Annotated in this window: 21 protein-coding genes; 9 read left to right on the top strand and 12 right to left on the bottom strand. The window is 51.7% G+C overall.

Going from position 1 to position 23,195, the window contains the following annotated elements; all coding sequences use genetic code 11:
• Positions 1 to 10: 10 nt before the first annotated feature.
• Positions 11 to 946, top strand: coding sequence for a cation diffusion facilitator family transporter (locus ACFOMG_RS09045; RefSeq protein WP_376866134.1), 936 nt, complete (start codon positions 11 to 13; stop codon positions 944 to 946).
• Positions 947 to 1,071: 125 nt separating this feature from the next.
• Positions 1,072 to 1,407, top strand: a complete 336-nt coding sequence (locus tag ACFOMG_RS09050) for a zinc ribbon domain-containing protein YjdM (protein WP_376866136.1) — start codon at positions 1,072 to 1,074, stop codon at positions 1,405 to 1,407.
• A 104-nt stretch (positions 1,408 to 1,511) separates the two neighbouring features.
• Here ACFOMG_RS09050 and ACFOMG_RS09055 read toward each other — a convergent pair whose 3' ends face one another.
• The 3 genes from ACFOMG_RS09055 to ACFOMG_RS09065 form a co-directional block, all read right to left on the bottom strand.
• Positions 1,512 to 2,705, bottom strand: a complete 1,194-nt coding sequence (locus ACFOMG_RS09055) for an RtcB family protein (RefSeq protein WP_376866137.1) — start codon at positions 2,703 to 2,705, stop codon at positions 1,512 to 1,514.
• Positions 2,683 to 3,483 carry a nucleotidyltransferase domain-containing protein gene (locus tag ACFOMG_RS09060; RefSeq protein WP_376866138.1) on the bottom strand — a complete coding sequence of 267 codons (801 nt, stop codon included), beginning with the start codon at positions 3,481 to 3,483 and terminating at the stop codon, positions 2,683 to 2,685. The genes ACFOMG_RS09055 and ACFOMG_RS09060 overlap by 23 nt, the downstream gene beginning before the upstream one ends.
• Positions 3,484 to 3,555: 72 nt before the next feature.
• Complete coding sequence (locus ACFOMG_RS09065; protein ID WP_376866139.1) at positions 3,556 to 4,728, bottom strand: slipin family protein; 1,173 nt, start codon at positions 4,726 to 4,728, stop codon at positions 3,556 to 3,558.
• Between the two features lie 549 nt (positions 4,729 to 5,277).
• On the opposite strand from ACFOMG_RS09065, the gene rtcR reads away from it, so the two are divergent.
• Complete coding sequence (gene rtcR / locus ACFOMG_RS09070; RefSeq protein ID WP_376866140.1) at positions 5,278 to 6,906, top strand: RNA repair transcriptional activator RtcR; 1,629 nt, start codon at positions 5,278 to 5,280, stop codon at positions 6,904 to 6,906.
• Here the strand turns inward: rtcR and nhaD are convergent.
• Entirely contained in the window at positions 6,903 to 8,147 is a 1,245-nt protein-coding gene (gene nhaD / locus ACFOMG_RS09075; protein ID WP_376866141.1) for a sodium:proton antiporter NhaD, read from the bottom strand. The two genes, rtcR and nhaD, sit on opposite strands and share 4 nt — an antisense overlap.
• A gap of 253 nt (positions 8,148 to 8,400) precedes the next feature.
• On the opposite strand from nhaD, the gene ACFOMG_RS09080 reads away from it, so the two are divergent.
• Entirely contained in the window at positions 8,401 to 8,559 is a 159-nt protein-coding gene (locus ACFOMG_RS09080) for an SDR family NAD(P)-dependent oxidoreductase (protein WP_376866142.1), read from the top strand.
• A 37-nt stretch (positions 8,560 to 8,596) separates the two neighbouring features.
• Here ACFOMG_RS09080 and ACFOMG_RS09085 read toward each other — a convergent pair whose 3' ends face one another.
• Positions 8,597 to 10,312, bottom strand: a complete 1,716-nt coding sequence (locus ACFOMG_RS09085; protein ID WP_376866143.1) for an endonuclease/exonuclease/phosphatase family protein — start codon at positions 10,310 to 10,312, stop codon at positions 8,597 to 8,599.
• Positions 10,313 to 10,568: 256 nt separating this feature from the next.
• On the opposite strand from ACFOMG_RS09085, the gene ACFOMG_RS09090 reads away from it, so the two are divergent.
• The 5 genes from ACFOMG_RS09090 to ACFOMG_RS09110 all read left to right on the top strand — a co-directional run bounded on the left by ACFOMG_RS09090 (position 10,569) and on the right by ACFOMG_RS09110 (position 17,148).
• The gene (locus ACFOMG_RS09090) at positions 10,569 to 10,796 is read left to right on the top strand and encodes a hypothetical protein (protein ID WP_376866144.1); all 228 of its coding nucleotides are present in this window, start codon (positions 10,569 to 10,571) and stop codon (positions 10,794 to 10,796) included.
• A gap of 142 nt (positions 10,797 to 10,938) precedes the next feature.
• Positions 10,939 to 11,949, top strand: coding sequence for an oxygen-dependent tRNA uridine(34) hydroxylase TrhO (gene trhO, locus ACFOMG_RS09095; RefSeq protein WP_376866145.1), 1,011 nt, complete (start codon positions 10,939 to 10,941; stop codon positions 11,947 to 11,949).
• A 146-nt stretch (positions 11,950 to 12,095) separates the two neighbouring features.
• The gene (locus tag ACFOMG_RS09100; RefSeq protein ID WP_376866146.1) at positions 12,096 to 12,596 is read left to right on the top strand and encodes a CreA family protein; all 501 of its coding nucleotides are present in this window, start codon (positions 12,096 to 12,098) and stop codon (positions 12,594 to 12,596) included.
• 177 nt (positions 12,597 to 12,773) lie between these two features.
• On the top strand, positions 12,774 to 14,957 hold the full coding sequence (locus tag ACFOMG_RS09105) for a DUF6351 family protein (RefSeq protein ID WP_376866147.1): 2,184 nt from the start codon (positions 12,774 to 12,776) through the stop codon (positions 14,955 to 14,957).
• Between the two features lie 13 nt (positions 14,958 to 14,970).
• Positions 14,971 to 17,148 (top strand): DUF6351 family protein, encoded by a 2,178-nt coding sequence (locus ACFOMG_RS09110; protein WP_376866148.1) that lies wholly within the window; start codon positions 14,971 to 14,973, stop codon positions 17,146 to 17,148.
• Between the two features lie 97 nt (positions 17,149 to 17,245).
• On the opposite strand, the gene ACFOMG_RS09115 is transcribed toward ACFOMG_RS09110, so the two are convergent.
• From ACFOMG_RS09115 to tgt, 7 genes are all read right to left on the bottom strand, one after another.
• Positions 17,246 to 17,566 carry a hypothetical protein gene (locus ACFOMG_RS09115; RefSeq protein ID WP_376866149.1) on the bottom strand — a complete coding sequence of 107 codons (321 nt, stop codon included), beginning with the start codon at positions 17,564 to 17,566 and terminating at the stop codon, positions 17,246 to 17,248.
• Complete coding sequence (locus tag ACFOMG_RS09120; protein WP_376866150.1) at positions 17,563 to 18,180, bottom strand: DUF2314 domain-containing protein; 618 nt, start codon at positions 18,178 to 18,180, stop codon at positions 17,563 to 17,565. The genes ACFOMG_RS09115 and ACFOMG_RS09120 overlap by 4 nt, the downstream gene beginning before the upstream one ends.
• 73 nt (positions 18,181 to 18,253) lie before the next feature.
• Complete coding sequence (locus tag ACFOMG_RS09125; protein ID WP_376866151.1) at positions 18,254 to 18,670, bottom strand: hypothetical protein; 417 nt, start codon at positions 18,668 to 18,670, stop codon at positions 18,254 to 18,256.
• 66 nt (positions 18,671 to 18,736) lie between these two features.
• Positions 18,737 to 19,654 (bottom strand): protein translocase subunit SecF, encoded by a 918-nt coding sequence (secF, locus tag ACFOMG_RS09130; protein ID WP_376866152.1) that lies wholly within the window; start codon positions 19,652 to 19,654, stop codon positions 18,737 to 18,739.
• Complete coding sequence (gene secD, locus ACFOMG_RS09135) at positions 19,651 to 21,510, bottom strand: protein translocase subunit SecD (RefSeq protein ID WP_376866153.1); 1,860 nt, start codon at positions 21,508 to 21,510, stop codon at positions 19,651 to 19,653. Before secD ends, secF begins: the two co-directional genes overlap by 4 nt.
• Positions 21,511 to 21,633: 123 nt before the next feature.
• Positions 21,634 to 21,993 (bottom strand): preprotein translocase subunit YajC, encoded by a 360-nt coding sequence (gene yajC, locus ACFOMG_RS09140; RefSeq protein ID WP_376866155.1) that lies wholly within the window; start codon positions 21,991 to 21,993, stop codon positions 21,634 to 21,636.
• Between the two features lie 47 nt (positions 21,994 to 22,040).
• Positions 22,041 to 23,195: a tRNA guanosine(34) transglycosylase Tgt gene (gene tgt / locus ACFOMG_RS09145; RefSeq protein WP_449237027.1), complete on the bottom strand. Its 1,155-nt coding sequence runs from the start codon at positions 23,193 to 23,195 to the stop codon at positions 22,041 to 22,043.

Consider the following 23,195-nt stretch of genomic DNA (forward strand, 5'->3'; position numbering starts at 1 on the left):
AATTTTTCCTATGGGCCATTCACATCACCATCACCACGATGCCAGCTCGTCACGACTGGGCTGGGCATTTGTGCTGAATTTCTGTTTTACCATCATCGAGTTTATTGGCGGCTGGCTAACCAACAGTACCGCGATTATGTCCGATGCGGTGCACGACCTGGGCGACAGCCTGTCGATTGGCAGCGCCTGGGTATTAAATAAACTGGGCAAAAAACCGGCTACCCATCGTTTCAGTTATGGCTTTCGCCGGCTGTCATTGTACGGTGCGCTAATCAACAGCCTGGTATTAATTATTGGTTCGGCGTTTGTCCTCAATGAAGCCATTCCGCGGTTATTTGATCCGGTTATGCCCCATGCAGAAGGCATGCTGGGGCTGGCGCTGCTCGGTGTACTGGTCAACGGTTTTGCCGCTTATCGCTTAAGTGCCGGCCAGACATTAAACGAAAAAGTGCTTAACTGGCATTTAATGGAAGATGTACTCGGCTGGCTGGCAGTGCTGATTGTTTCCGTCGTTCTGATGTTCGCCGACATTCCCGTTCTGGACCCGCTGTTATCTGTGGTATTTACCCTGTTTATTTTACTTAACGTAGCACGCAACTTCTGGAGCACGCTGACGTTATTTGCCCAATCAGTGCCGGACGAAGACATGGCAGTGGAGATTCGTAGCCAGCTACTGACGTTGCCGGCAGTAGCCGATATACACCATCTGCACTTCTGGTCCTTAGATGGTGAACACCATGTATTAACGGCTCATCTGGTATTACACCAGCCACTGACAGCAACAGAACAAGCCGCTTCAAAAGCCGATATTCAGCAACTGCTGGCACCCTTCAATCTGGAACACACCACGATCGAACTGGAGTTACCACAAGAGATCTGTCGCGACCAACCGGCAACCGATCAGAGCACCACCCGGATTCTGAAGCAGCCTGAAAACAACCATTAAAACCACTAATGATGTGCCTGCAGGAATGCGAAGGTACCCTGGATTTACTGGAAGGAAGTATCCCCACCTAAACCATGGCTTTTGGTGTATACTGCGCGCCCCATTAGATCGACGGAAGTCTTATCATGTCCTTACCAGCCTGCCCTAAATGCCAGTCTGAATACGTTTATCAGGATCAGGATCTGCTGATCTGCCCGGAATGTGCTCACGAATGGAACCCGAACGAAGAGCCGGAAAACGACGAACCTACGGCAAAAGATGCCAACGGTACCCTGCTGCAGGCAGGTGATAAGGTAACTGCTGCTAAAGACCTGAAGGTCAAAGGCAGCTCTCAGGTGATTAAAGTCGGCACCAAAGCGGTGATCCGCCGCATTATCGATGCCAAAGACCACGAACTGGACTGCAAAGTGGATGGCGCGGGCGAAATGATGGTCACCGCCGCTTTTGTTAAAAAAGCCTGATCGGCCATTCTGCGCATTAAAAAACCGCCAGCTGGCGGTTTTTTAATGTGGTCCTGATAATCCAGACACAGCAGAGTGATTCAAAATTGCTGCCTCTGCTGCCATCAGCCTTTCACGTTAACAACCTGACGCAGGGTATGCACGACTTCGATCAGGTCATCCTGGAACGACATCACCTTATCAATATTTTTATACGCAGCCGGAATTTCATCCAGTACTGCATTATCCGTTCGGCATTCAACCCCTTCCGTCTGAGCAATTAAATCATCGATCGAATACGCTTTACGTGCGGCCGCTCGGGACATTTTTCGCCCGGCACCGTGGGAGCAAGAGCAAAATGATTCACCATTCCCTTTACCGCGAACAATATAAGATTTGCTTCCCATCGACCCCGGAATAATTCCCAACTCGTCTTGTCGCGCACGAATGGCACCTTTTCGTGTGACCCACACTTCGGCTCCGTAATGCACCTCCCGGTCAACAAAGTTGTGGTGACAGTTAATCGCCTCTTTGGTGACGGTAAATGTCGGCAAACGGAACGTCAGCGAGCGCAATACCGCATTCATCATGTGCTCACGGTTTAACATGGCATAATCCTGCGCCCAGCTCACCGCTTCTACATAATCATCAAAGTGTTGACTGCCTTCCAATAGGTAACCCAACTCTTTATCCGGCAAATGCACCTGATGACGCTCCATTTCGCGTCGCGCCAGCCGAATAAAATACTGGCCTATCATATTGCCAATACCACGGCTACCGGAGTGCAGCATCACCCACACATCATCATTTTCATCGAGACAAATTTCGATAAAGTGGTTACCTGAACCCAAAGTGCCTAATTGTTTGGCGTATTTAGATACACGGCCATGTTTATTCAAATCCGGATGTTTCGCCAGAATTTTATCTAACCGCGCGGCCAGCTGACTGCCACCAGCAATCTGATCGTATTTATGCGCACCACCAGCACCTAATGGCACAGTGCGCTCAATATCATTACGAATCTGCTTCAGGTTATCTGGCAGGTCTTTTGCCTTAATGGATAACCGTACCGCGTTCATACCGCAGCCAATATCGACACCAACCGCCGCCGGAATCACGGCATCGGTTGTGGCAATCACCGAACCAACGGTTGCGCCTTTACCCAGGTGCACATCCGGCATCGCCGCAATGTGCTCAAAAATAAACGGTAAACTGGCAACATTACGCAACTGATTCAGCGCATCGTATTCAATTTCGTCAGTCCAGATTTTCACTGGCTTCTGATTGTCTTTCGCTTTAAGCAGCGTTACTACCGGCATGCTTAAATCCTCCATATTCCTGCAACTGCTGTAAGAACAACGCGTTTAACGCGGTATCTGAAGAGGCCGGATGAGATTGTAAATCCTCTCCCTCACTCAGTTGCTGTAATTCCAATTCAATATAATCGTTTAAGACCCGGATCTTATTTATTTGATCCAGCTCCTGACCACTGCGTTTTAACCGAAGCAAATCATCAATGGCTTCCCTTACCTCACCGTCAGGTAACAGGTCGTTTAATAACGTGTCAAACAACATAGGTGGCTGACTGCCATATTTCACTATCCAGCGCACGCACAGCAGAGGACGCAAGACATAGAAATACTTTTTGGTCCGTACTACATCACCCTGCAAATAACCACGGTAATTTTTCTTCGCCATACTGAAGTAGTGATAAAAACTGCTGACGACTGAAAAATACGATGTCGCCAGTGTTTTTATCGCGACAGAGAAATCGTCTTTCTGCTGATAAACCAACGGCGAGGACACCCACTCCAGAATCGATGGATTTGATTTCGCTAATAGCTTTAGTGCTTTGCGTAAATCCCAACCCACCAGATCCAGGTCATCCGTGATGGGTCGCTCGATCACATCACGCTTGTGTTCAACGGATATATCGAGATACCACTCAATTGGCCGAAGATAGACAAAACGCACATCGTAATCACTGTTCGCCGATTCAAATCCCCAGGCACGGCTACCCGATTCAGCCGCAAATAACACGACAATAGTTTCTTCTCTTTCAATATCAGTCAGCGCACGCCTGACCTCGTTTTTCATGGCTTCGCATACCATCTCCACTTCTCCTTATCAGCAGCACATCCCTGTGCGATACACGACTCAGCACACAACTTAGCTGAGCTGCACCGTACCCTTCATTAAGCCATCCAGACCGCCGTAGACACTGATTCGGTCTACCTTTTCCGATACTTTTTCCAGCGCTTCCAGCTCTTTCAGGCGCAGTAACGTCGGGTTGTTTTCCATCATTTTAGCCGTGTTGTTTAAGCTGCGGGTTGCTGCGGTTTCTTCCCGGCGTTTTATCACATTGGCTTCTGCCGCTTTTTGCGCTTCCACCACCTGGTTTAAAATCGTACGGATTTCACCCGGCAAAATAATGTCTTTCACACCAACACGGGCTAACTCAACACCCACCTGAGTAAATTCGTCAGCCACCAGCGCTTTCACGGTATCGTTAACATACAGCTTATCTTCCAGTAACTGATCCAGAGTTTTGGTACCCACCGCTTCTCGCAACGCCAACTGCATAGATTTGTACAAATACTCGTCCAGCTTATCGACCTGCTGTGCCGCCATGATCGGATCAACCACTTTCAGGTTAGCAGTCAGATTGATACGAATGCTCACCCGGTCTTTGGTCAGAATTTCCTGACCGCTCACCTCCAGGGTGCGCGAACGCAGATCGTAGTTACTCACCCTAAGGTCGTTATTTAACTGCCAGAAGGCATATACACCAGGTTGTAACTTACGTTTCAGCTCGCCATCCTGATACAGAATACCCACGTGTTTTTCAGGCACCTGAGTCGTCAGCAAAGGCTGACGCTTTAACGTTTCCCGGGTTAACAATTTATTCGCCTGGTTTAAACCACGCGCTTTAATTTTGCTCAGAACCTGATGGTCGACTTCCAACGATCCGTCCAGGTCAAAGCGCTCAACACGCAGATCGCCAACACCTTTCCACATCAACAAACGCTCGTCCGGTGGCACAACACCTAACATCTGGTTATCCAGGTAGATATTGACAACCTCCGCAGCATCAGTAATGATCTCATCGAACAGCTCAGCAATCTGTGTATTTTCTCTGGCCAGCTTATTCAGCAGTTCGTCATTCGGAAAAATATCCTGAGTATCAAAAACCTGAATTTCCGTGTTATTACCAAGATGTAACACGCGGTACTTACCGGGCTTCAGCACACGTTGGAAACGCTCATCACGGAATAGCAGCGCTACTTCGTTATCACCCACCGCAATGGATGTATATAAAAAATTCTGTTTTAACTTAGCCATTGTATTACTCCTTTTAATGGCAAATTTTTAAGAGCATCAGTGCCACACACGTGAAAAACAGTGGCCTGCCGAAAGGAGAAAATGCTGTCTGCTTGCTACTGCATTAACCTGTTTCAGCGGCGACTGAATAACAGCGGCCCGGGCGACTGACCTCTCCTTTCTTTTAACTATCAGGGAAAGACAGTGTTATCAGGAGTTGAACCTGAGATCTTTCGATCATCCAATTTCAAGGAGGGACTCGAACCCTCAACAGGGAAATTAACGTTTCCTGCTCTACCAATTGAGCTACGTAAATCGCTTATCAATGCGGCATACGTTACGGCAGAGCCGACGCACCGGGATGCAATACAAACATCACCATCAACATTGATATCTCGTCTATAGCGAGGGGCGTGCCAGCTTTTCAGGAAACCCAGGAGAAATATCGTATCTTATTGTTTTAATTGAACTTTTAACCAACAAAACACATTCAGAACAACAAATTGACATTCCTTACATCAGAATTAAAATATCTTTAAAGATATTATCCTATTTTTATTGATAGCCACCATGAAACAAAGAAAAGCCTCCTCCGGCAAACAGAATGTCGTTATCGGCACATTAGGCGTCGTTAAAGATGGCAAGGGCCGCGGCGCCAAACGCTGGAATATGTGGCGACCAACCATCGGCCTGGTGAAACAGGACGATTTTGTGGTTGATCGGCTTGAGTTGTTTTATCCGCCCAGTTATCTGCGCATGGCTCAGCGGGTAGCGGATGATATCCAGCAGACCTCCCCTGCAACCGAGGTGGCACTGATAGAAGCGGCCATCAGCGACCCATGGGACCTGGCAGAAAGCTATCGCTGGCTGGAAGAGTTCGCCCGGCATTACCCGTTTAACACGGATAAAGAAAATTATTATCTGCACATTACAACCGGCACCCATATCCATCAGATATGCATGTTCCTGCTGGCTGAAGCCAGACTGTTTCCGGCACAGTTAATTCAGACATCACCACAACCGGATGCCGATGACAAAGCCAAAGGTCAGTTACTCACGATTGATCTGGAGTTAGGAAAATACGATCTGCTGGCCAAGCGTTTTCAGGAAGAAGCTCAAACGGCGCAGGAGTTTCTGAAAGAAGGCATCAATACCCGCAATGCCGATTTCAACCTGATGATTGCTGAAATCGAACAGGTCGCTCAACTGTCTGATGCGCCGATTCTATTAAACGGGCCAACCGGCGCCGGCAAAACCCAGCTGGCACGTAAGCTGTACGAGTTGCGGGTTAATAAAGGGCTGACTCAGGGCAGCTTTGTGGCGGTTAACTGCGCCACTCTCGTCGGCGACGGTGCAATGTCTTCTCTGTTCGGCCATAAAAAAGGCGCCTTTACCGGTGCTGCATCAGACCGCAGCGGTTTTTTACGTCAGGCCGACCGGGGGATTCTGTTTCTTGATGAGATTGGCGAACTTGGTCTCGATGAACAAGCCATGCTGCTGCATGCCATCGAACAACAATGCTTTTACCCAATGGGCAGTGACCAGGAAGTCCACAGCCAGTTTCAGCTGATTGCCGGTACCAATAAAGATTTACAGCAGGAAGTAGCTAACGGAAGTTTTCGTGAAGACTTATTAGCGCGCATTAATATCTGGCAATGGGCACTGCCCGGACTGGCAGACCGGCGCCAGGACATCGAGGCAAACCTAGATTTTGAGCTGGAAAAATACAACCAGATTCAACATAAAGTCATACGCTTTAACGCACGAGCAAAACGCCGATACCTGAAATTTGCCTTGAGTGACAATGCCAGCTGGAAAGCCAACTTCCGTGATTTAAACGCCAGCGTGGTGCGCATGGCGACACTCAGCAATCACGGACTCATTGATGAAAAAAATGTTGATATCGAAATCCAGCGCTTACAGCGACGCTGGCAAACCACACTACCAGACACCAGTAACAGCGCGATTGAGCTGTCGCACTACCTGTCGCAACAGGCAATAACACAACTGGATTTATTTGAACAACTGCAATTAACCAGTGTGATTCAGATATGTCGCCAATGCAGCAGCATGGCCGAAGCCGGTCGGCGGTTATTTAACGTCAGCCGCGACCAGAAAGCATCCAGCAACGACTCACACCGCATTAAAACCTATCTCAACAAGTACGGACTGACATTTACTCAGCTGCGCGCCGGCTAAGCTGCCAGCCACTGTCGGCTGAGCATCACCAGGGCAAAGCCAACACTGTAGGCAATCAGCAGTACCGGAGTAAATTTCAGATAATTCATAAAGGTTAGGCCTTTAACCTTATTCATAGCAACCACCCCGGCGGCGGAGCCAATCGACAACATGGCGCCGCCCACACCGACGGAAAAAGTCAGACCCAGCCAGTTGTTCACAGACATATCGATGCCCGACTTCAGCAATGCTGAGGTCAGCGGTACGTTGTCGAAAATAGCCGAAATAATACCCAGCACATAATTCGCTATCAGCGGTGACCAATGCTGGTAAATCAGCAGAATGGAATCCAGCGCATGCACTTCTTTCAGCGCTCCCACCAGCAGCAATACCCCCAGGAAAAACAACAGGGTATCGAATTCAATTTTACGGATATAGTCGAGCAATGGTTCATTGCGATCGATAAACTGCGCCACCATAAACATCAGCCCCAGACCAAACAGGAAGGTTAATACCGGCGGCACACCATAGAATACGTTGGCAAAAATCACCGTCAGAATGGTCAGAAAAAACAGCCCGGTAATGGTCCAGTCAACCCGATCAAGCACCGCCGTGCTTTTTTCGATCTGCAACTCCCCTTTTAACCCCAGACTCAGCAAACTGCACAACACCATTACCGAAATAAACGATGGCACAATCAATCCCAATAAATCGGCGATGGCTACTTTACCGGCCAGGAAAATCATCAGAGTCGTCACATCCCCGGTAATCAGCGATACGCCACCGGCATTCACGCCATACACCACCGCCACAGCATAACGCAGCTTCTGACTGGCCTGCAGGTTCAGACCATTAATTAACGCCAGACACACCAGAGTAGCGGTAATATTATCGGCCAGAGAAGAGAATAAGAAGGCAAAACCACCGATAAAAAACAACAGAGACTTCAGCCCCATTCGCGATGGCAATAACCAGGAAGCCACGGTCTGAATTACCCCCTTCTCCGACAAATAAGCAACAAACGTCATGGCCGCAAACAGGAACAACCACAGGGAGGCAATATCAAGCAGGTTTTCCTTAAAGGTATGGTGAACCCCTTCGGCCAGCAACGGATTCTGTGCATCATGGCTACCGATAAAATACACAAACCAGGCCAGCGTACCCCAGAACAGAGTCGACTTGGCTTTGTCGATTTTAATCACTTCTTCCAGAATAATGGATAAAAAACCAATGGCAGAAATCAGTATGATGGCAAGTGTCATGTCGGGTTCGGGCTCCGGGTATCCGGCTGAATAATCACAAAAAACATCCCCATTGCGGGGAAAAATCGGGCACAACCACAGGCAGCAGTTGCGTCAGGCACCGAATTAGACGCCTATTTTCCGCACTTGGCAAGACGGTTTTGATGGATCAGATTGTCGCAGCCACAAACGGCGCTAAATAACCCTGGGTTACCTACAGGCTTTAGCGACACTCTGTTCAGCATTTTTATTTTCTGCTGTCACCGGAGACAACATGATGACAGAGACAACAACCAAGTGGGCACGGGTAACCGGAGCGTCATCCGGCATCGGCGCCGAAATTGCCACCTCTCTGGCAAAGCGCCGCTACAATCTGGTGATCGTCGATGAGCAATCGCTGACGACAAAAAATGGCTTACTGAATCACCAGTAAGCCATTTGTCGGAACGGTTCACGTTCGCTGCCCGCTATTATGGCCGGATCAGCTCAAATGTTTCCCAGCTGTCGACCACTGACGCACCGGCACTCAGACCCGCGCCCCCGGCAAAGTCTGCACGCAGGTATTTACCGTTATCGGCTTTCAGCGCGATTTTGCCATCACCCCGCTCTACCAGCTCAAACTGAGCAGCCGGACCCCGGTCGTGATTATTCGCCTTCAGAGTACCCAGCAGATAAGAGTCCAGCGCCACATAATGCCCATCACGAGCACGCAGCAACACCTTGCCATTATCATGTGTTTGCAGCACAAAACTCTCCCAGCTGCCAACCTGATCGGAACCCGCAGAAATAAAGCTGTTACCACCGCTCATCGCCCGCACAAAATGACCGTTGGCGGTTTTCAGGTGAACCACTTCATTTAAATACGGAAATGCTGCACGACTGACGCCAGCGGCATCAAAACGAAAAACACCACGGGCAGCGTAATGATCGGATAAATCCCACTCCCCCCATAACACATCGGTAGTGGAACGAGGTGCAATAATTTCCTGCGTTGCCTGCAATGGTTGCTGATTTACCCGACTGAACAGCGTGTAGTCCAGGTATTCCAGATACGGTTGTTCTGCCCAGTGGTTACTGTTGGCATCGTAGCTCAGGTTGTGCCCCAGATTCGCTGGCTCCTGCGCCTGCAATACCGCTTCCATATAATCACGATCCTGCGGCAGGCCAATTTTATTTACATTAAAATCACCGGCCATAATGACGGCTTCATCCGCAGCAATATTCAGACGACGAATATAATCCCCCATCTCCTGCAACTGAGCTTTACGCGCATTACGGTTAGCGTCATCATCGGATGACTGAGTATGAGTGGCAAAAATATGGTACGGCTTACCCTGTTTATTAATCCGGGCATAAATCACCCCACGGGTGGCAGCACACTGAATACCATCGCAGGCGTTATAGATATGGGCATCTTCCACTTCAAATGGCCAGCGCGACACGATTCGGGTGCCGGATGACATTAATTTTCCGGCTTTAAAAATTTCACCGCTCTGATACGGGTATTCCGCCCGCAGCGCATCCAGCAACTTATTAGCCGGTGCCAGGTCAAACACTTCGGTCAGCACCAGCACATCGTAACCCGACATCACCTGCGGCATCAGCTCCAGCCGGCTATCGACTTTTTTCGAGCCGTAGATGGTGGTGGCCCAGATGTTATAACTCAGAACATTCAGCGAACCGGCATCGGCCAGTTCCGGTTTATTATCCGCCTGCTGAATCACATACCTCAGCTGACCACCGTCGCTCAGGTCTGTACCTTTAAACGCCAGCTCAAAGCGGCCGGCCTGAGGATTAAAACGATGAATCGCTTCATCGCTGTAATCATTCAGATCCCAGCCGCTACCCTCTGCCGAAAACTGCAGAGCCGTCCCCTGAGTCTGTTGCGTCAGGCTGAGGTTGTAGCCGGCACTGCTGAGATGCATATCCAGCTCACTGTTACGGCCGCTGTCGCGCCCCAATACCGCCACGGTACGGCTTTCTAACGCCGGAATCTCCGTGGCCTGAGACTGGTAACGGGCATCACCGGCAAACGCAAGTGTGATTGGCTGCAAGGTACTGTTGGTCACCACAATATCGGTATCCAGCTGCGTTGGTGCCTGCGACATCGCCATCGCGGTCAGTGGTGCACCCAGCAAACTGAAGCCCAGCCGCCGTGCCACCTGACTGGCAAGATGAGTCATCATCTTTCCTCTTTCTAAATCGTTATTGAGTAGCCTAACTGTAAAGCAAGGCGGGTTTATTTATTACAAAATTAAGTCTTTTTTATGACAAGCATCAACATCAATCCAGCCCCTGTCCGCATTTACCACCCGTTTTGTCCCGTATGGTGACTCACTGCCACAACCGGTCATCTCAGCGACAGATCGCCGCAGCACTGGTATTCGGCCAGCGCTCTGGTATAAAGTGCGGCCATATTTCCCCAGCGCCAGAGAGACCGCCGTGCCCCAAGCCCCGATGCCCCTGAAAGCCTATAAAGTCCAGGATATGCTGGTGTTTGCCACCAAAGGCACCGAAGCCAAACTGCTGGCCGCTCCACGTATCCGGACGGTCGAAGAATGGCGGATTGAGGTGGGAGCCTGGGTGGCACTGCGCGCCGAGCGCGAACCTCAGTTAGACGAACTGCTTGATCCATCGCGCACCGAAGCCTATATCCACGAAGCCAGCTGACAAGGCTGGCATCCGGCAATAACCTTGATTTTTATCGGGTGATAACCCGGAAGCAGCCCGCTATAATCCGCGCCCGGCCCCGGGCCGCTCCAACTTTTTATCACTCAGCACCGGATTTACGCTCCGGCCAGCGAAGGTTGTTATGACACATAGCCAATATTCTGCCGACCACCCCGTGGTGGTTTGCGCCCTGTACAAGTTCGTTACTCTGGATAATCACACGGCATTACGCCAGCCGCTGCTCGACATGATGTTGAGCCACGACATCAAAGGCACCCTGTTGCTGGCCAGCGAAGGCATTAACGGCACCGTTGCCGGCAGCCGGGACGCGATTGACGCCTTACTGGCCTGGCTGGCACAGGACGAACGACTGGCCAATATCGTTTACAAAGAATCGTATGACGAAAGCAATCCGTTTTACCGCACCAAGGTAAAACTGAAAAAAGAAATCGTCACCATGGGCGTCGAAGGCATCGACCCGAAAGAAGTTGTTGGCACCTATGTTAAACCCCAGGACTGGAACGCACTGATTTCCGACCCGGATGTGGTACTGGTGGATACCCGCAATGATTACGAAGTGGAAGTGGGTACCTTTAAAGGCGCAATTGATCCACGCACCAAAACCTTCCGTGAATTCCCGCAGTACGTGCAGAACAACATGGACCCGGCAAAACAGAAAAAAGTCGCCATGTTTTGTACCGGCGGCATCCGCTGTGAAAAATCAACGGCCTACATGAAAGAACAGGGTTTTGAAGAGGTGTACCACCTGGAAGGTGGCATTCTGAAATACCTGGAAGACGTGCCGGCAGAAGAATCCCTGTGGCAGGGTGAATGTTTTGTTTTCGATAACCGGGTCACGGTTAATCATCAGCTGGAAAAAGGCGATTATGACCAGTGCCACGCCTGTCGCCGGCCGATTACTGAAGCCGACAAGCAATCGGATAAATACCAGCAGGGAGTCAGCTGCCACCATTGTTACGATGAATATTCAGCGGAACAACGGGCACGCTTTGAGCAACGTGAACGTCAGATGCAACTGGCCAAACAACGTGGCGAAGATCACCTCGGCAGCGACTTACAACAGGTCATCAGCCAGCGCCGGCAACAGAAGCTTGCATTAAAAGAGCAACAACGTAAGCTGAATTCGAAATAGTTATCGGTTATCGCCATCAACAGAAGTCCGTTACGTATTTCGCCACCAGGGCACTCACCGTGCCTTTGTGGTTCGTGCAACATCCCGTTGCTGCCTGCATAAATAACGGCCTTTCTGTTTTTCTGAACATACCGACAGGGATTACTATGCACATCAGAAAATCAGCCGCCATTGGCTTATTCACGACACTCCCATTGTTATTATTAACCGGCTGCGATAATTCTGAAGTCGGCGATGTCTCACTGGGATTATTTACCACCAAAGACATTAAAATAAATGTACTACAGGACCCGGTCGTTAGCGGTGTAACCTGCCATGTCGCCAGCATTGAGGCCGACCTGGATTTTTCAGATCCGTCCGACAGCTCCATCGCCTGCCGCCAGACCGGCCCGATTACCGCCGCGATGCTGGCCACCATCGACAAATCCCCGTCTGGCGAAGTGATTTTCCGCAAATCCAAAAGTGTGTTTTTAAAAAATCTGAAAACCCGCCGGATTTACGACGCCGCGTCACAAACACTGATGTACGTTTCCTATTCCACCAAAGAAATTAATGGCAGTTATAAACACAGTCTCAGCACAGTGCCATTATTTAATACCCAAGCCTACAACCCGGGCCAAAGCCAGACCCATCCGGCAACCCCTTAACCGCTGGCAACAATACAGCGGTAGCAACAATACAGCGGTGGCAATATCACGGTCCGCCGATCTCACGCCGGGCCGGGCAAGATCATTCACCATCGGTTACAAGGTAACAAAGACGGCAACCAGAATTCGGCTAGGCTTAAGGTGTTAGCACACCCGGACTGGTTGACGGAGAAGGTTATGAAACGTACCCGGCTCGCTGTGTTTTTATTGACCATCCTGTTGTTGGTTGCAGGCGCTGGCATCGCTGCCGCGTATATCCAGAAAATTCTGCCCAAACTGGGGCTGATCAACGACTTCCCGCAGGTCATGGCGTTGCCACCCGGTGCCGTCAAACCGAACCTGCCCCCGTATCAGGGCCTGCATCCGTCTGACTCTGCCCGCCCCGACGAAACCTTCGCCTTTCCGATCAAATACGGCGAAGTGGGTCCGGTTCGGCCACTGTTCGCCGGCAGCCAGCGTTACCCGTTTTTATGCCAGACTGAAGATTCGCGTCTGGGCCAGCCGCTGATTGATAACCACCACCGCTGGGGAGTGCCGGTGTTTGCCATGACCCTGAATGGCAAACGCACCGACAAGGTCATCGGCTACAGCAAAGATTGTTTATTACCGACCCGCCACCACTACTTGTATTTTGCCAAACAAAAACACCGTATTCCGCGCCGCCAGGATGATCATCATCTCGGCATTCCGCGCGATGTGCATTTATTAATCCGCGCCGAAAGTGGCACCATCAATCGCCACCTGTACAGTATTTTACTTCCCACCACGTTTAACGATCAGATCGATAAACCCGATTTATCCCGCTGGAACGGCAAACTGATTTATTATTTTCGTGGCGGTATCAGCATAGGATTCCAGCAGGGACGGATGTTGATGTACCGCATGGCCAAAGACATGCGTTATGCCCTGGAACAGGGCTATGCCGTGATTTTCTCCAGCGCCACCGAAACCGATAACACCTACAATATTCAACTGCAGGAAGACACCGCCCTGCGGCTGAAACATCAGTTTATCAGCCGTTACGGCAAACCAGAGTTCACCATCGGTTTTGGTGGCTCTGGTGGCGCCATTCAACAGTTTTTATTAAACCAGAATCACCCCGGCATCCTCGATGGTTCAGTGGCGGTTGTGGCCTATGCGGATATGGTGACCCAGCTGCCTTACACTCTCGATTGTGAGTTGCTGGAATATTATTTTGATCACCTCGCCAGTGATAAAGATTTCTGGCGTCAGCCCGCTAAACGTCAGGCGGTAATGGGCCTGAGTACCAACTATTCACGTGGCCCGATGCTCGCAGGGCTGACCAATCTGGCGCAGGTGTTACGCTGGCAATGGCCACAACACACTGCCCCGGGGTCGGAATGCAATGCTGGCTGGCGTGGTTCAGTGGCGATGATTAATAATCCGCTGTTTCACACCGAGGGCCACCGCTTCAGCGAAGCCGTACGCAACGTCACGGCCTGGACTCACTGGCAGGAAAACTCTCATATTTATGGCACTGACGACGACGGCCAGGCGCCCTCCTGGTGGAACAATGCCGGCGTGCAATACGGCCTTGAAGCACTGCGTAACGGCGACATCAGCGCCGATCAGTTTCTGGAACTCAACAGCCGCATCGGCAGCTGGCGCGACGCCAAGGAAATGCAGCAGGAACATTACTGGTACCTCAGCATGGACCCGAACCTGTCGCGTTTCAGCCCTTACGGCGAACACAATATGTCGCATCAGGGGAAAATACGCACACTGGCCCCCCGCTATCAGGGCAATTTAGCGGCGGCACAGGCCGCTTATCAGGCGGGCATGGTATTTCTCGGCCGGCTGACAACGCCGACCATTGATGTACGCCAGTACCGCGATCATCAGCTCGACATCCACCACGGTTTTGCCAGCGGTGTCATCCGCCAGCGCATTATTGATGCCGGATACAATCCCGATCTGCACGTTATCTGGATGTCACAACCTGACTTTAACCCGATGTGGCAGGCACTGGATGTCATGGATGAATGGTTAAGCGCACGCCCGAAACATAAGCCGGTCGCCGCCGAAGACAGCTGCTTTGATCAATCCGGCCAGCTGATTGCCCGCGGCAAAGGCGTCTGGAACGGCCCCTGGAATCAGCAAGCCAAAGGTGAGTGCCAGCAACACATGCCATTTAACCGCACCAGCCGGGAAGTGGCCGGTGACGATATCCGCGGTTATACCTTACACTGTCAGCGCATAGCGGTTAAACAGGCACTGCAGCAAGGGTTTTATCAGCCACGCGATATGTCACCCTACCTGACCCGGCTACAGCAGATTTTTCCGCAGGGCGTATGTGATTATCGTCAGCCGGACGCTGCCCGCCCCGATTCACTGAAATAACCAAGGAACTGTTGTGCGCCTGTTAAAACGGAGTTTACTCATCGCCTTCGCTCTGACGCTGCTGTTAACAGCGTTGTACGCCACCCTGCACCTGTACGTCCGCGACAAACTAAAGTTGAACCATTCTTATCCACTGGTAGAGTCTATGCCAGCCGACGCGCTGCGTGCCAACCTGCCCGCCTACCAGGGGTTACCTCCCTGGCAACAACAGCGCCCCCGGGATCCCTTTCCATTCCCGATTGCTTTTGGCGACAGCGGCCCGGCACAAGCGTTATTTGCCGGCGATAAACAATATCCCTTTATGTGCCAGGGGCTGGATTCCGGCCTGGGCCAGCCACTGGTCGACAATCAGCAAGGTCTCGGTACGCCGGTTTACCAACAGGACGACGATGGCCGGTTAACCCGTCAGATTATTGGTTACAGTCAGGATTGTTTATTACCCACCCGGCTGCATTATTTTTACAGCAATCAGCAACAGGACTGGCAACGCAGCGATGATCAACTGCCGGCAGCGGCTGATGATCAGCAACTACTGGTGCGGGTGGAAAGTGGCACCATCAACCGGTTTATTTATGCATTATTTATCCCGACCAGCCGCCAGGACCAACGCGAGCAACCGGATCTCAGCCGCTGGAATGGTAAATTAATTTACCATTTCAAAGGGGCCATCGGCATCGGTTTTCAGCAAGGCCAGGCACGACTGAAACGTATTCTCCGGGATATGCGCCCGGCACTGGAAAAAGGTTATGCCATTGTCTATTCAAGCGGCAATGAAACCGACAATCATTATAATATTCTACTGCAGGAAGACACCGCGTTACGGGTGAAACAACAATTTATCAGCCGTTACGGCCGCCCGGAATATACCCTGGGGTTTGGCGATTCCGGCGGTGCTTTACAGCAGTATTTATTAGCGCAAAACCGTCCGGGCCTGATCCAGGGTGGCGTTGCGATTGTGGCCTACCCGGATATGACCAGCCAGATTTTATACGGCCTGGATTGTCCGTTGCTGGAATATTATTTTGATCATCTGGCAGAGGATAAAACCTTCTGGCAAAGTGCCGCCAACCGCAACCTCATCAGTGGCCTGGCGTATCACCCTGAATTCAGCGCCCGGGCCCAGAGCATCGAAAATGCCACCCGCCTGCTGCGGCTGGAAAAACCGCTGCAGCGCCGGGGGGCAACCGAATGTAATTACAGCTGGCGTGGCACAGTACAAATGGTCAATAACCCGCGCTTTAATACCCATTACGCCCGCTACAGCAACACCGTTCAACAACAGAATTACTGGACCCACTGGCAGGATAACCGCGATGTTTATGGCACGGATCAGGACGGCCGGGCTCCGGTACCCTGGAGTAATCAGGGGGTCCAATATGGTTTAAATGCCTGGAAAAAAGGCGCGATCAGCGCCCGCCAGTTCTTTGATATCAACCGCAAAATTGGTGGCTGGCAACCACAGCAGGTCTTTCAGCCAGAACGTTATTGGTTAGTCAGTGGCGCCTCTTCGCTGTTGGATTTTTCTCCCTACCAAACCGCCAACTTCAGCCATCAGGGACAGGCCATGACCCTGGCACCACGCACCCCCGGCAATCTGGCTGCAGCCCGCGGAGCCTATTTATCCGGCAATGTATTTCAGGGCCGGCTGACCATTCCGCTTATCGATGTCCGGGTTTATCGCGACGATATTCTCGATATCCATCATTCCTGGGCAGCCTTATCCAGCCGTCAGCGCATTCTCGATCACAATGGCGAGAATCTGTACCAGAGTATCTGGATGGCCGAAAGAAACTACAAACAGATACGCTGGGATGCCTTTACCGCCCTGGAGCAGTGGCTGGATCACGACGGCGGCCAGCCGTCCGGACGGGCTTTATTTGCCCAGGATCGCTGTGTTGATCGTCATGGTCAGCTGATCGCCAGTGGCGCTGACGTCTGGCATGGTAACTGGAATCAACAAGCCACTGGCCGCTGCAGCCAGCGTTTTCCGTTTTTTCAGAGCAGTCGTCAGGTTGCCGGAGACTCCGCAGCGGCCAGCACGCTGTTTTGTTTGCGCATCAGTATCGACCACGCCATCCGCAGTGGTTTATATCAGCCGTTAGACGTCAGTGACTATCGGCAACAACTGCTGCAGACATTCCCGGATGGCGTCTGCGATTACCGGCAACCCGACCTGGCCAGTCCGCAATAATTTCAGGCGTTATCACGTCTGATGGCAGACGCCATCATCGCCGGCATGGAGCAGGACAAACATCCTCAGGAGTCAGCATCCGTGGGAATTCCCGGGCTTATTTAGCCGGGGCATCCATAAAACGGAAACACCCTGCCAGTAAGGCAAGATACAACAGCGGCAGCGCAGCCGGAAACAGGCCAGGCTGCCGCTGCAGCCAGAAATAACAACCGCCATACAACAACGGATACAACACACATCCCCAGTGAAACAGGCGGTTACAGCAGCGGTTAAACCAGGGTAACGGAATGTTGTTTTTGCTGCCCAGGGCCATCAGACTGGCCAGCGCAGCCATCGGATACAACAACAGCACCGCCCCACCCAGCCATAACAATAATGACTGTCCGGACTGCAGTAAGGTTGCCGCATCAGCTATCATGAAATTTTGCCATCCTCGGGCCAGCGAAAATCAGAAAAGTCCTGCAGATCCCGAACATAAGCCGCCGGCAGCGAACCATAGTCACGCTGATAAATCTGCGCCATCGCCAGCAGGGTGTAACCGCCCTGGGTTTTGCCCTGACTGTCAATCAACATCCAGTCCTCGATGTCATCCAGCTGCACCCGTTGACGTGCAGGCAACGCCGGATCCGCAGCGGTCAGCGGTTCTGAAGCCAGCGATACAATAATCTCTTCACCCCGTCGCTCATGTGCCAGCGCCCACAGGTGCTCGGTTTCATCAGCAAATGCCTGCGGGTATTTGATATAAGCCTCCAGCTCGCCCTGTTCCAGCCCGGTTAAAAAACGCGGCAACTGTTGTTGCGCCCGGCGAACCTGAGCCAGCATCAACGGCTCATCCGCGTCCACCACCAGCGCTGCCAGGTCGGGTTTGGTTCGCCAGATACGGCTGATCAGCAATGGCAGCCCCAGCCAGCTGATCAGTAATGCCAGCCAGAACGCCGGCTGCTGAGGCAAACCAGCCAGGTTTTTCAACAGATACAAGCAGGGTAAAAAAGCTACGAAGCCAATCAGAGCTAAGGTCAGGTTGCGGAGCATAATAACGCCATTAAACAGTCATCCGCTCAGCCTACCACAGCCACTTATGAATATTGTACTTACCAGCCTGCCTTCAGCTTTTGCCGGCATCCAGGCTCTGTTCCAGGATGTCGAGGTGCTCCTGATCAAGGCCGTCCTCAGACAACATTTCCAATACATCCAGATGCATCTGCAGCATATGCATGGCGGCCTGTTCCTGTTGCTCAACCGTCATATCCTCATCGCCGAAATGACCAGCCACCTGGCGCCAGACCGAATGAATCAGCTTATCCACCAGCGACGCCTTCATGTCGTAGCTGCGCAACTCACATTCCATACGCTGGTATAACGCCCGCGGAACCGGCCCTGCGGTTGCCATACGTTCGGCGATTAACCGCGCCCGCAGCCGGGTGCGGCGTTTCTTCAGCCACCAGACAATCACCACCAGCAGAACGCCGAGCAACACCAGCACCAATTGCAGTTCAGCCGTCAGAGTGAAGGCATCCGTCATTTTATTTCCCTCAATAAAAAACCCCGCTTCAGGCGAAGCGGGGTTTGGTTGTCCAGCCGGGTGAAATTATGGACGGTCGTCCACTTCTTCCAGCTCCGGCGGCATCAGATCTTCGCGGCTGATATTCATCAACAGCAGAATATTCGCTGCCACATAAATCGATGAATAGGTCCCCACAACCACACCAATCATTAATGCCAGTGAGAAGTTGTGAATCATTTCACCACCAACAACCATCAGCGCGGCCAATACCAGCGCGGTGGTTAACGAGGTCATGATGGTCCGTCCCAGTGTCTGGTTCAGCGACTCATTAATCACAGTAATCGCACCACCCTGACGTACGATACGGAAGTTCTCCCGGATTCGGTCGGCAACCACGATGGTATCGTTAAGCGAATAACCAATCACCGCCAGCAACGCGGCCAGCACCGTGAGGTTAAAGTCCCACTGAAACAGGGAAAAGAAGCCGAGGATAATCACCACATCGTGAAACAACGCCGCCACGGCACCGACTGAGAACTTAAACTGGAAACGGGCCGCTACGTAAACCATAACGATAAACAGCGCCAGCAATAATGCCAGACCACCCTGGTCGCGTAATTCTTCACCGACGTTAGCACCAACAAATTCCGACCGTTTCAGCACAATCGGATTGCCCTCTGCCTGCTGCTGCAATACATCCAGAACTTCGTTGCCGAGATCATCGCGGAACGCTTCCGACATACGCACCAGCACATCGGTTTCAGAACCGAAGTTCTGTACCGTCACGTCTTTGTAGCCGGCACCATCCAGAATACTGGTAATTTTATCCAGATCTTCAGGCTGCTGATATTCCACTTCCAGCAAAGTACCGCCGGTAAAATCCAGCCCCAGGTTTAATCCCTGGGTCGCCAGTGAACCAATAGAAACCACAATTAACAGCGCTGACAACGCCATCGCGGCCAGACGCAGTTTCATAAAGTCATAATTCGGTACTTTGCTCATGCCTGACCTCCGATAGACAGGGAATCAATACGACGGCCACCATAAATGGCATTGATAATCGCACGGGTCAGTACGATGGCGGTGAACATGGATGTGATAATGCCGAACGACAGAGTAACAGCAAAACCTTTCACCGGACCGGTTCCCGCAGCGAACAGAATAACCGCCACCAGCAAGGTGGTCAGGTTGGCATCCAGAATCGTGACAAATGCACGATCGTAGCCTTCGTGAATCGCCTGTTGTGGCGACCGTCCGGCTAATAATTCTTCACGGATACGGGAGAAAATCAGGACGTTGGCATCCACCGCCATACCCACGGTTAACACGATACCGGCAATACCCGGTAAGGTCAGCGTCGCGCCGATAATCGACATCATAGCCACCAGAATCACCAGGTTAGCCAGCAACGCAATATTCGCCACCATGCCGAACAGGCGGTAGAACACCACCATAGCCACTAGCACCAGAGCCAGACCAGCCAGTACCGAGTTCACACCCATTTCAATGTTTTCCTGACCCAGGCTCGGGCCAACCGTCCGTTCTTCAACAAAGAACATCGGCGCCGCTAATGCACCGGCACGTAACAACAAGGCCAGCTCAGACGCTTCCGCCGATTCCAGTCCGGTAATACGGAAGCTGGAGCCCAGCGTGCTCTGAATAGTCGCCAGCGAAATAATCGACTTCTCCACCACCTGAATGGTTTTCGGCGTTTCGACGCCATCGACTAATTCATAGGTGGTTTTCGGCTTACGCTCGACAAACAATACCGCCATGCGGCGTTTGATATTTTTGCGGGTAACCTGCTTCATCCGCGCGCCACCCTTGGCGTCCAGATCAATATTCACTTGCGGGAAACCATTTTCATCAAACGACGGCTGGGCATTGGTTACGCTGTCGCCGGTCGTGATGACGGTTTTCTGCAGCCGTGCAGTACGGAACTCATCGTTGCGGAACGGATATTCGTCGGTCTGGAAACGACTGGCACCCGGCTTCGCCTCAAGACGGAATTCCAGGTTAGCGGCTTTACCAAGGATCTTTTTCGCTTCCGCGGTATCTTGCACACCAGGCAGTTCCACCACAATGCGGTTACGACCCTGACGCTGCACCAGCGGCTCAGCCACGCCCAGTTCGTTTACCCGGTTACGGATGGTGGTCAGGTTTTGTTTGATGGCATAGTCTTCAAACGATTTAACCTGCTGCTCCGTCACCTGCAAAACCAGATCAAAATATTCGTCTTTGTCTTCACTGCGGCGGATAAATTCGTTGTAGTTAGAAGAAATAAACGACGACGCTTCATCGCGCACCGCGGCGTCACGGAAGCTGATACGCAGGTTAGAACCTTCAGTCTGAATACGACGGTATTTCAGCCCCTCCTCCCGTAACCGGGTACGTAATTCATCGCGATAATTTTTAAATTTACCCGACAAATAATCTTCCATATCCACTTCCATCAGGAAGTGCACACCACCGGATAAATCCAGACCCAGCGTCATCGGGCCGGCACCCAGATTTAATAACCATTCCGGCGTGGTCGGTGCGAGGTTTAACGCCACCACAAATTCATCACCCAACAAGCGTTGCACCGCGGCCTTGGCCGGCAGCTGACTGGCGGTTTGTTTCAGACGGAACAGCGCCGTACTGCCATTAACCTCTTCACCAAAGAATTCAATATCGCGGTTATTTAATGCGCTGCGGATGCGCTGAAGCGTGGCTTCGCTCATTTCCGCACCGGAACGTGATGGCGTCACCTGAATCGCCGGATCGGGTGGATACAGGTTAGGCGCTGCGTAAATCGCTGACAGCAACAGCACCAGCAGTATCAGTATGTGTTTCCAGATGGGTGTTTTATTGAGCATAGAACTGCACTTATCCCTTAACTACAACCTTAAAAACGATAACAGACGGCTAACCTGCTGCGGTTGCCGTCTGATAAAAAGAAGCCCGTGTTCAGCGTTACTGAGCACGGGCCTTTAAGGTAATTACGCCTTAATTTCTTTAATGGTGCCTTTTGGCAGCGCGGCGGTAACCGCAACTTTCTGAACCGGCAGCTCAACACCGCTGGCTACTTCGATCACAATAAAGTCGTCGGTAACTTTGGTGATTTTGCCCAGCATACCACCGGCAGTCACCACTTCGTCGCCCTTGCTCAGGCCACCCACCAGCGCTTTATGTTCCTTCTGGCGTTTGCTTTGCGGGCGCCACAGCAGGAAGTAGAAGATCAGCAGGAAGCCGCCCAGAAAAATCAGCTGGCCGGTCATACCCATTGGCTGAGCGGCAGCACCTTCTGCGAAGGCCAGAGGTGAAGTGGCTAAAGCCAGAGCGGCTAACAATGCTTTCATTTAAAATTCCCCAAGTTTATTGCGGTGTTGAGACTAACACCGGGTTATTACAATTCGTTATGGTCCGGCTCATTATTGTCCAGCGCTGGCGTTTCCAGCCCACGCTTGGCGTAAAATTCGTCCACAAAGTCGGCAAATGTACCTTCTTCCAGAGAACGGCGCAAACCAGCCATCAGCGTCTGATAATAATGGAGGTTGTGAATGCTATTTAAAGTGGCACCCAATATTTCTTTACACTTATCCAGATGATGCAGGTAAGCGCGGGTGAAATTTTTACAGGTGTAGCAATCGCATTCATCGTCCACCGGTGCGGTACTGGTGCGATTGGCAGCATTACGGATTTTTAACACCCCGGTTGAGGTAAACAGATGTGAATTCCGTGCATTACGGGTGGGCATCACGCAGTCGAACATATCTACCCCACGACGCACGCCTTCCACTAAGTCTTCCGGCTTGCCAACCCCCATCAGATAACGCGGTTTGTCGTGGGGCATTTTCGGCGCCGTGTGTTTCAGGATGCGCATCATATCGGGCTTGGGCTCACCCACACTCAGGCCACCAATGGCGTAACCATCAAAACCGATATCCGTTAACCCGGCCAGCGATTCATCGCGCAGGCTTTCATACATGCCGCCCTGAATAATGCCAAACAGCGCGGACGGGTTATCACCATGGGCATCTTTGGAGCGCTGCGCCCAACGCAACGACATCCGCATGGAAGTGGCGGCTTCCAGCTCGGTGGCCGGATACGGGGTACATTCATCAAAAATCATCACGATATCCGACCCCAGGTCACGCTGCACCTGCATCGAGCTTTCCGGCGTCATCAGCACTTTTTCGCCATTTACCGGCGACTGAAAGGTCACGCCCTCTTCGGTGATTTTGCGCATATCCCCCAGACTGAACACCTGAAAACCACCGGAGTCAGTCAGAATGGGTTTATCCCAGCCGATAAAATCGTGTAAATCACCGTGTTGTTTGATGATTTCCGTTCCCGGACGCAACATCAGATGAAAAGTATTACCGAGAATAATATCGGCCCCCAGATCATTAATCTGATCCGGATTCAGGCCCTTCACCGTACCGTAGGTGCCAACCGGCATAAAGGCCGGGGTCTGCACCTCGCCACGGGGGAATTTCAGCGTGCCGCGGCGGGCATGACTGCTGCCATCGGTAATTTCCGAGTGCAGCTCAAATTTCAT

The organism is Bacterioplanoides pacificum (assembly GCF_042648445.1).
Classification (GTDB): domain Bacteria; phylum Pseudomonadota; class Gammaproteobacteria; order Pseudomonadales; family Oceanobacteraceae; genus Bacterioplanoides; species Bacterioplanoides pacificum.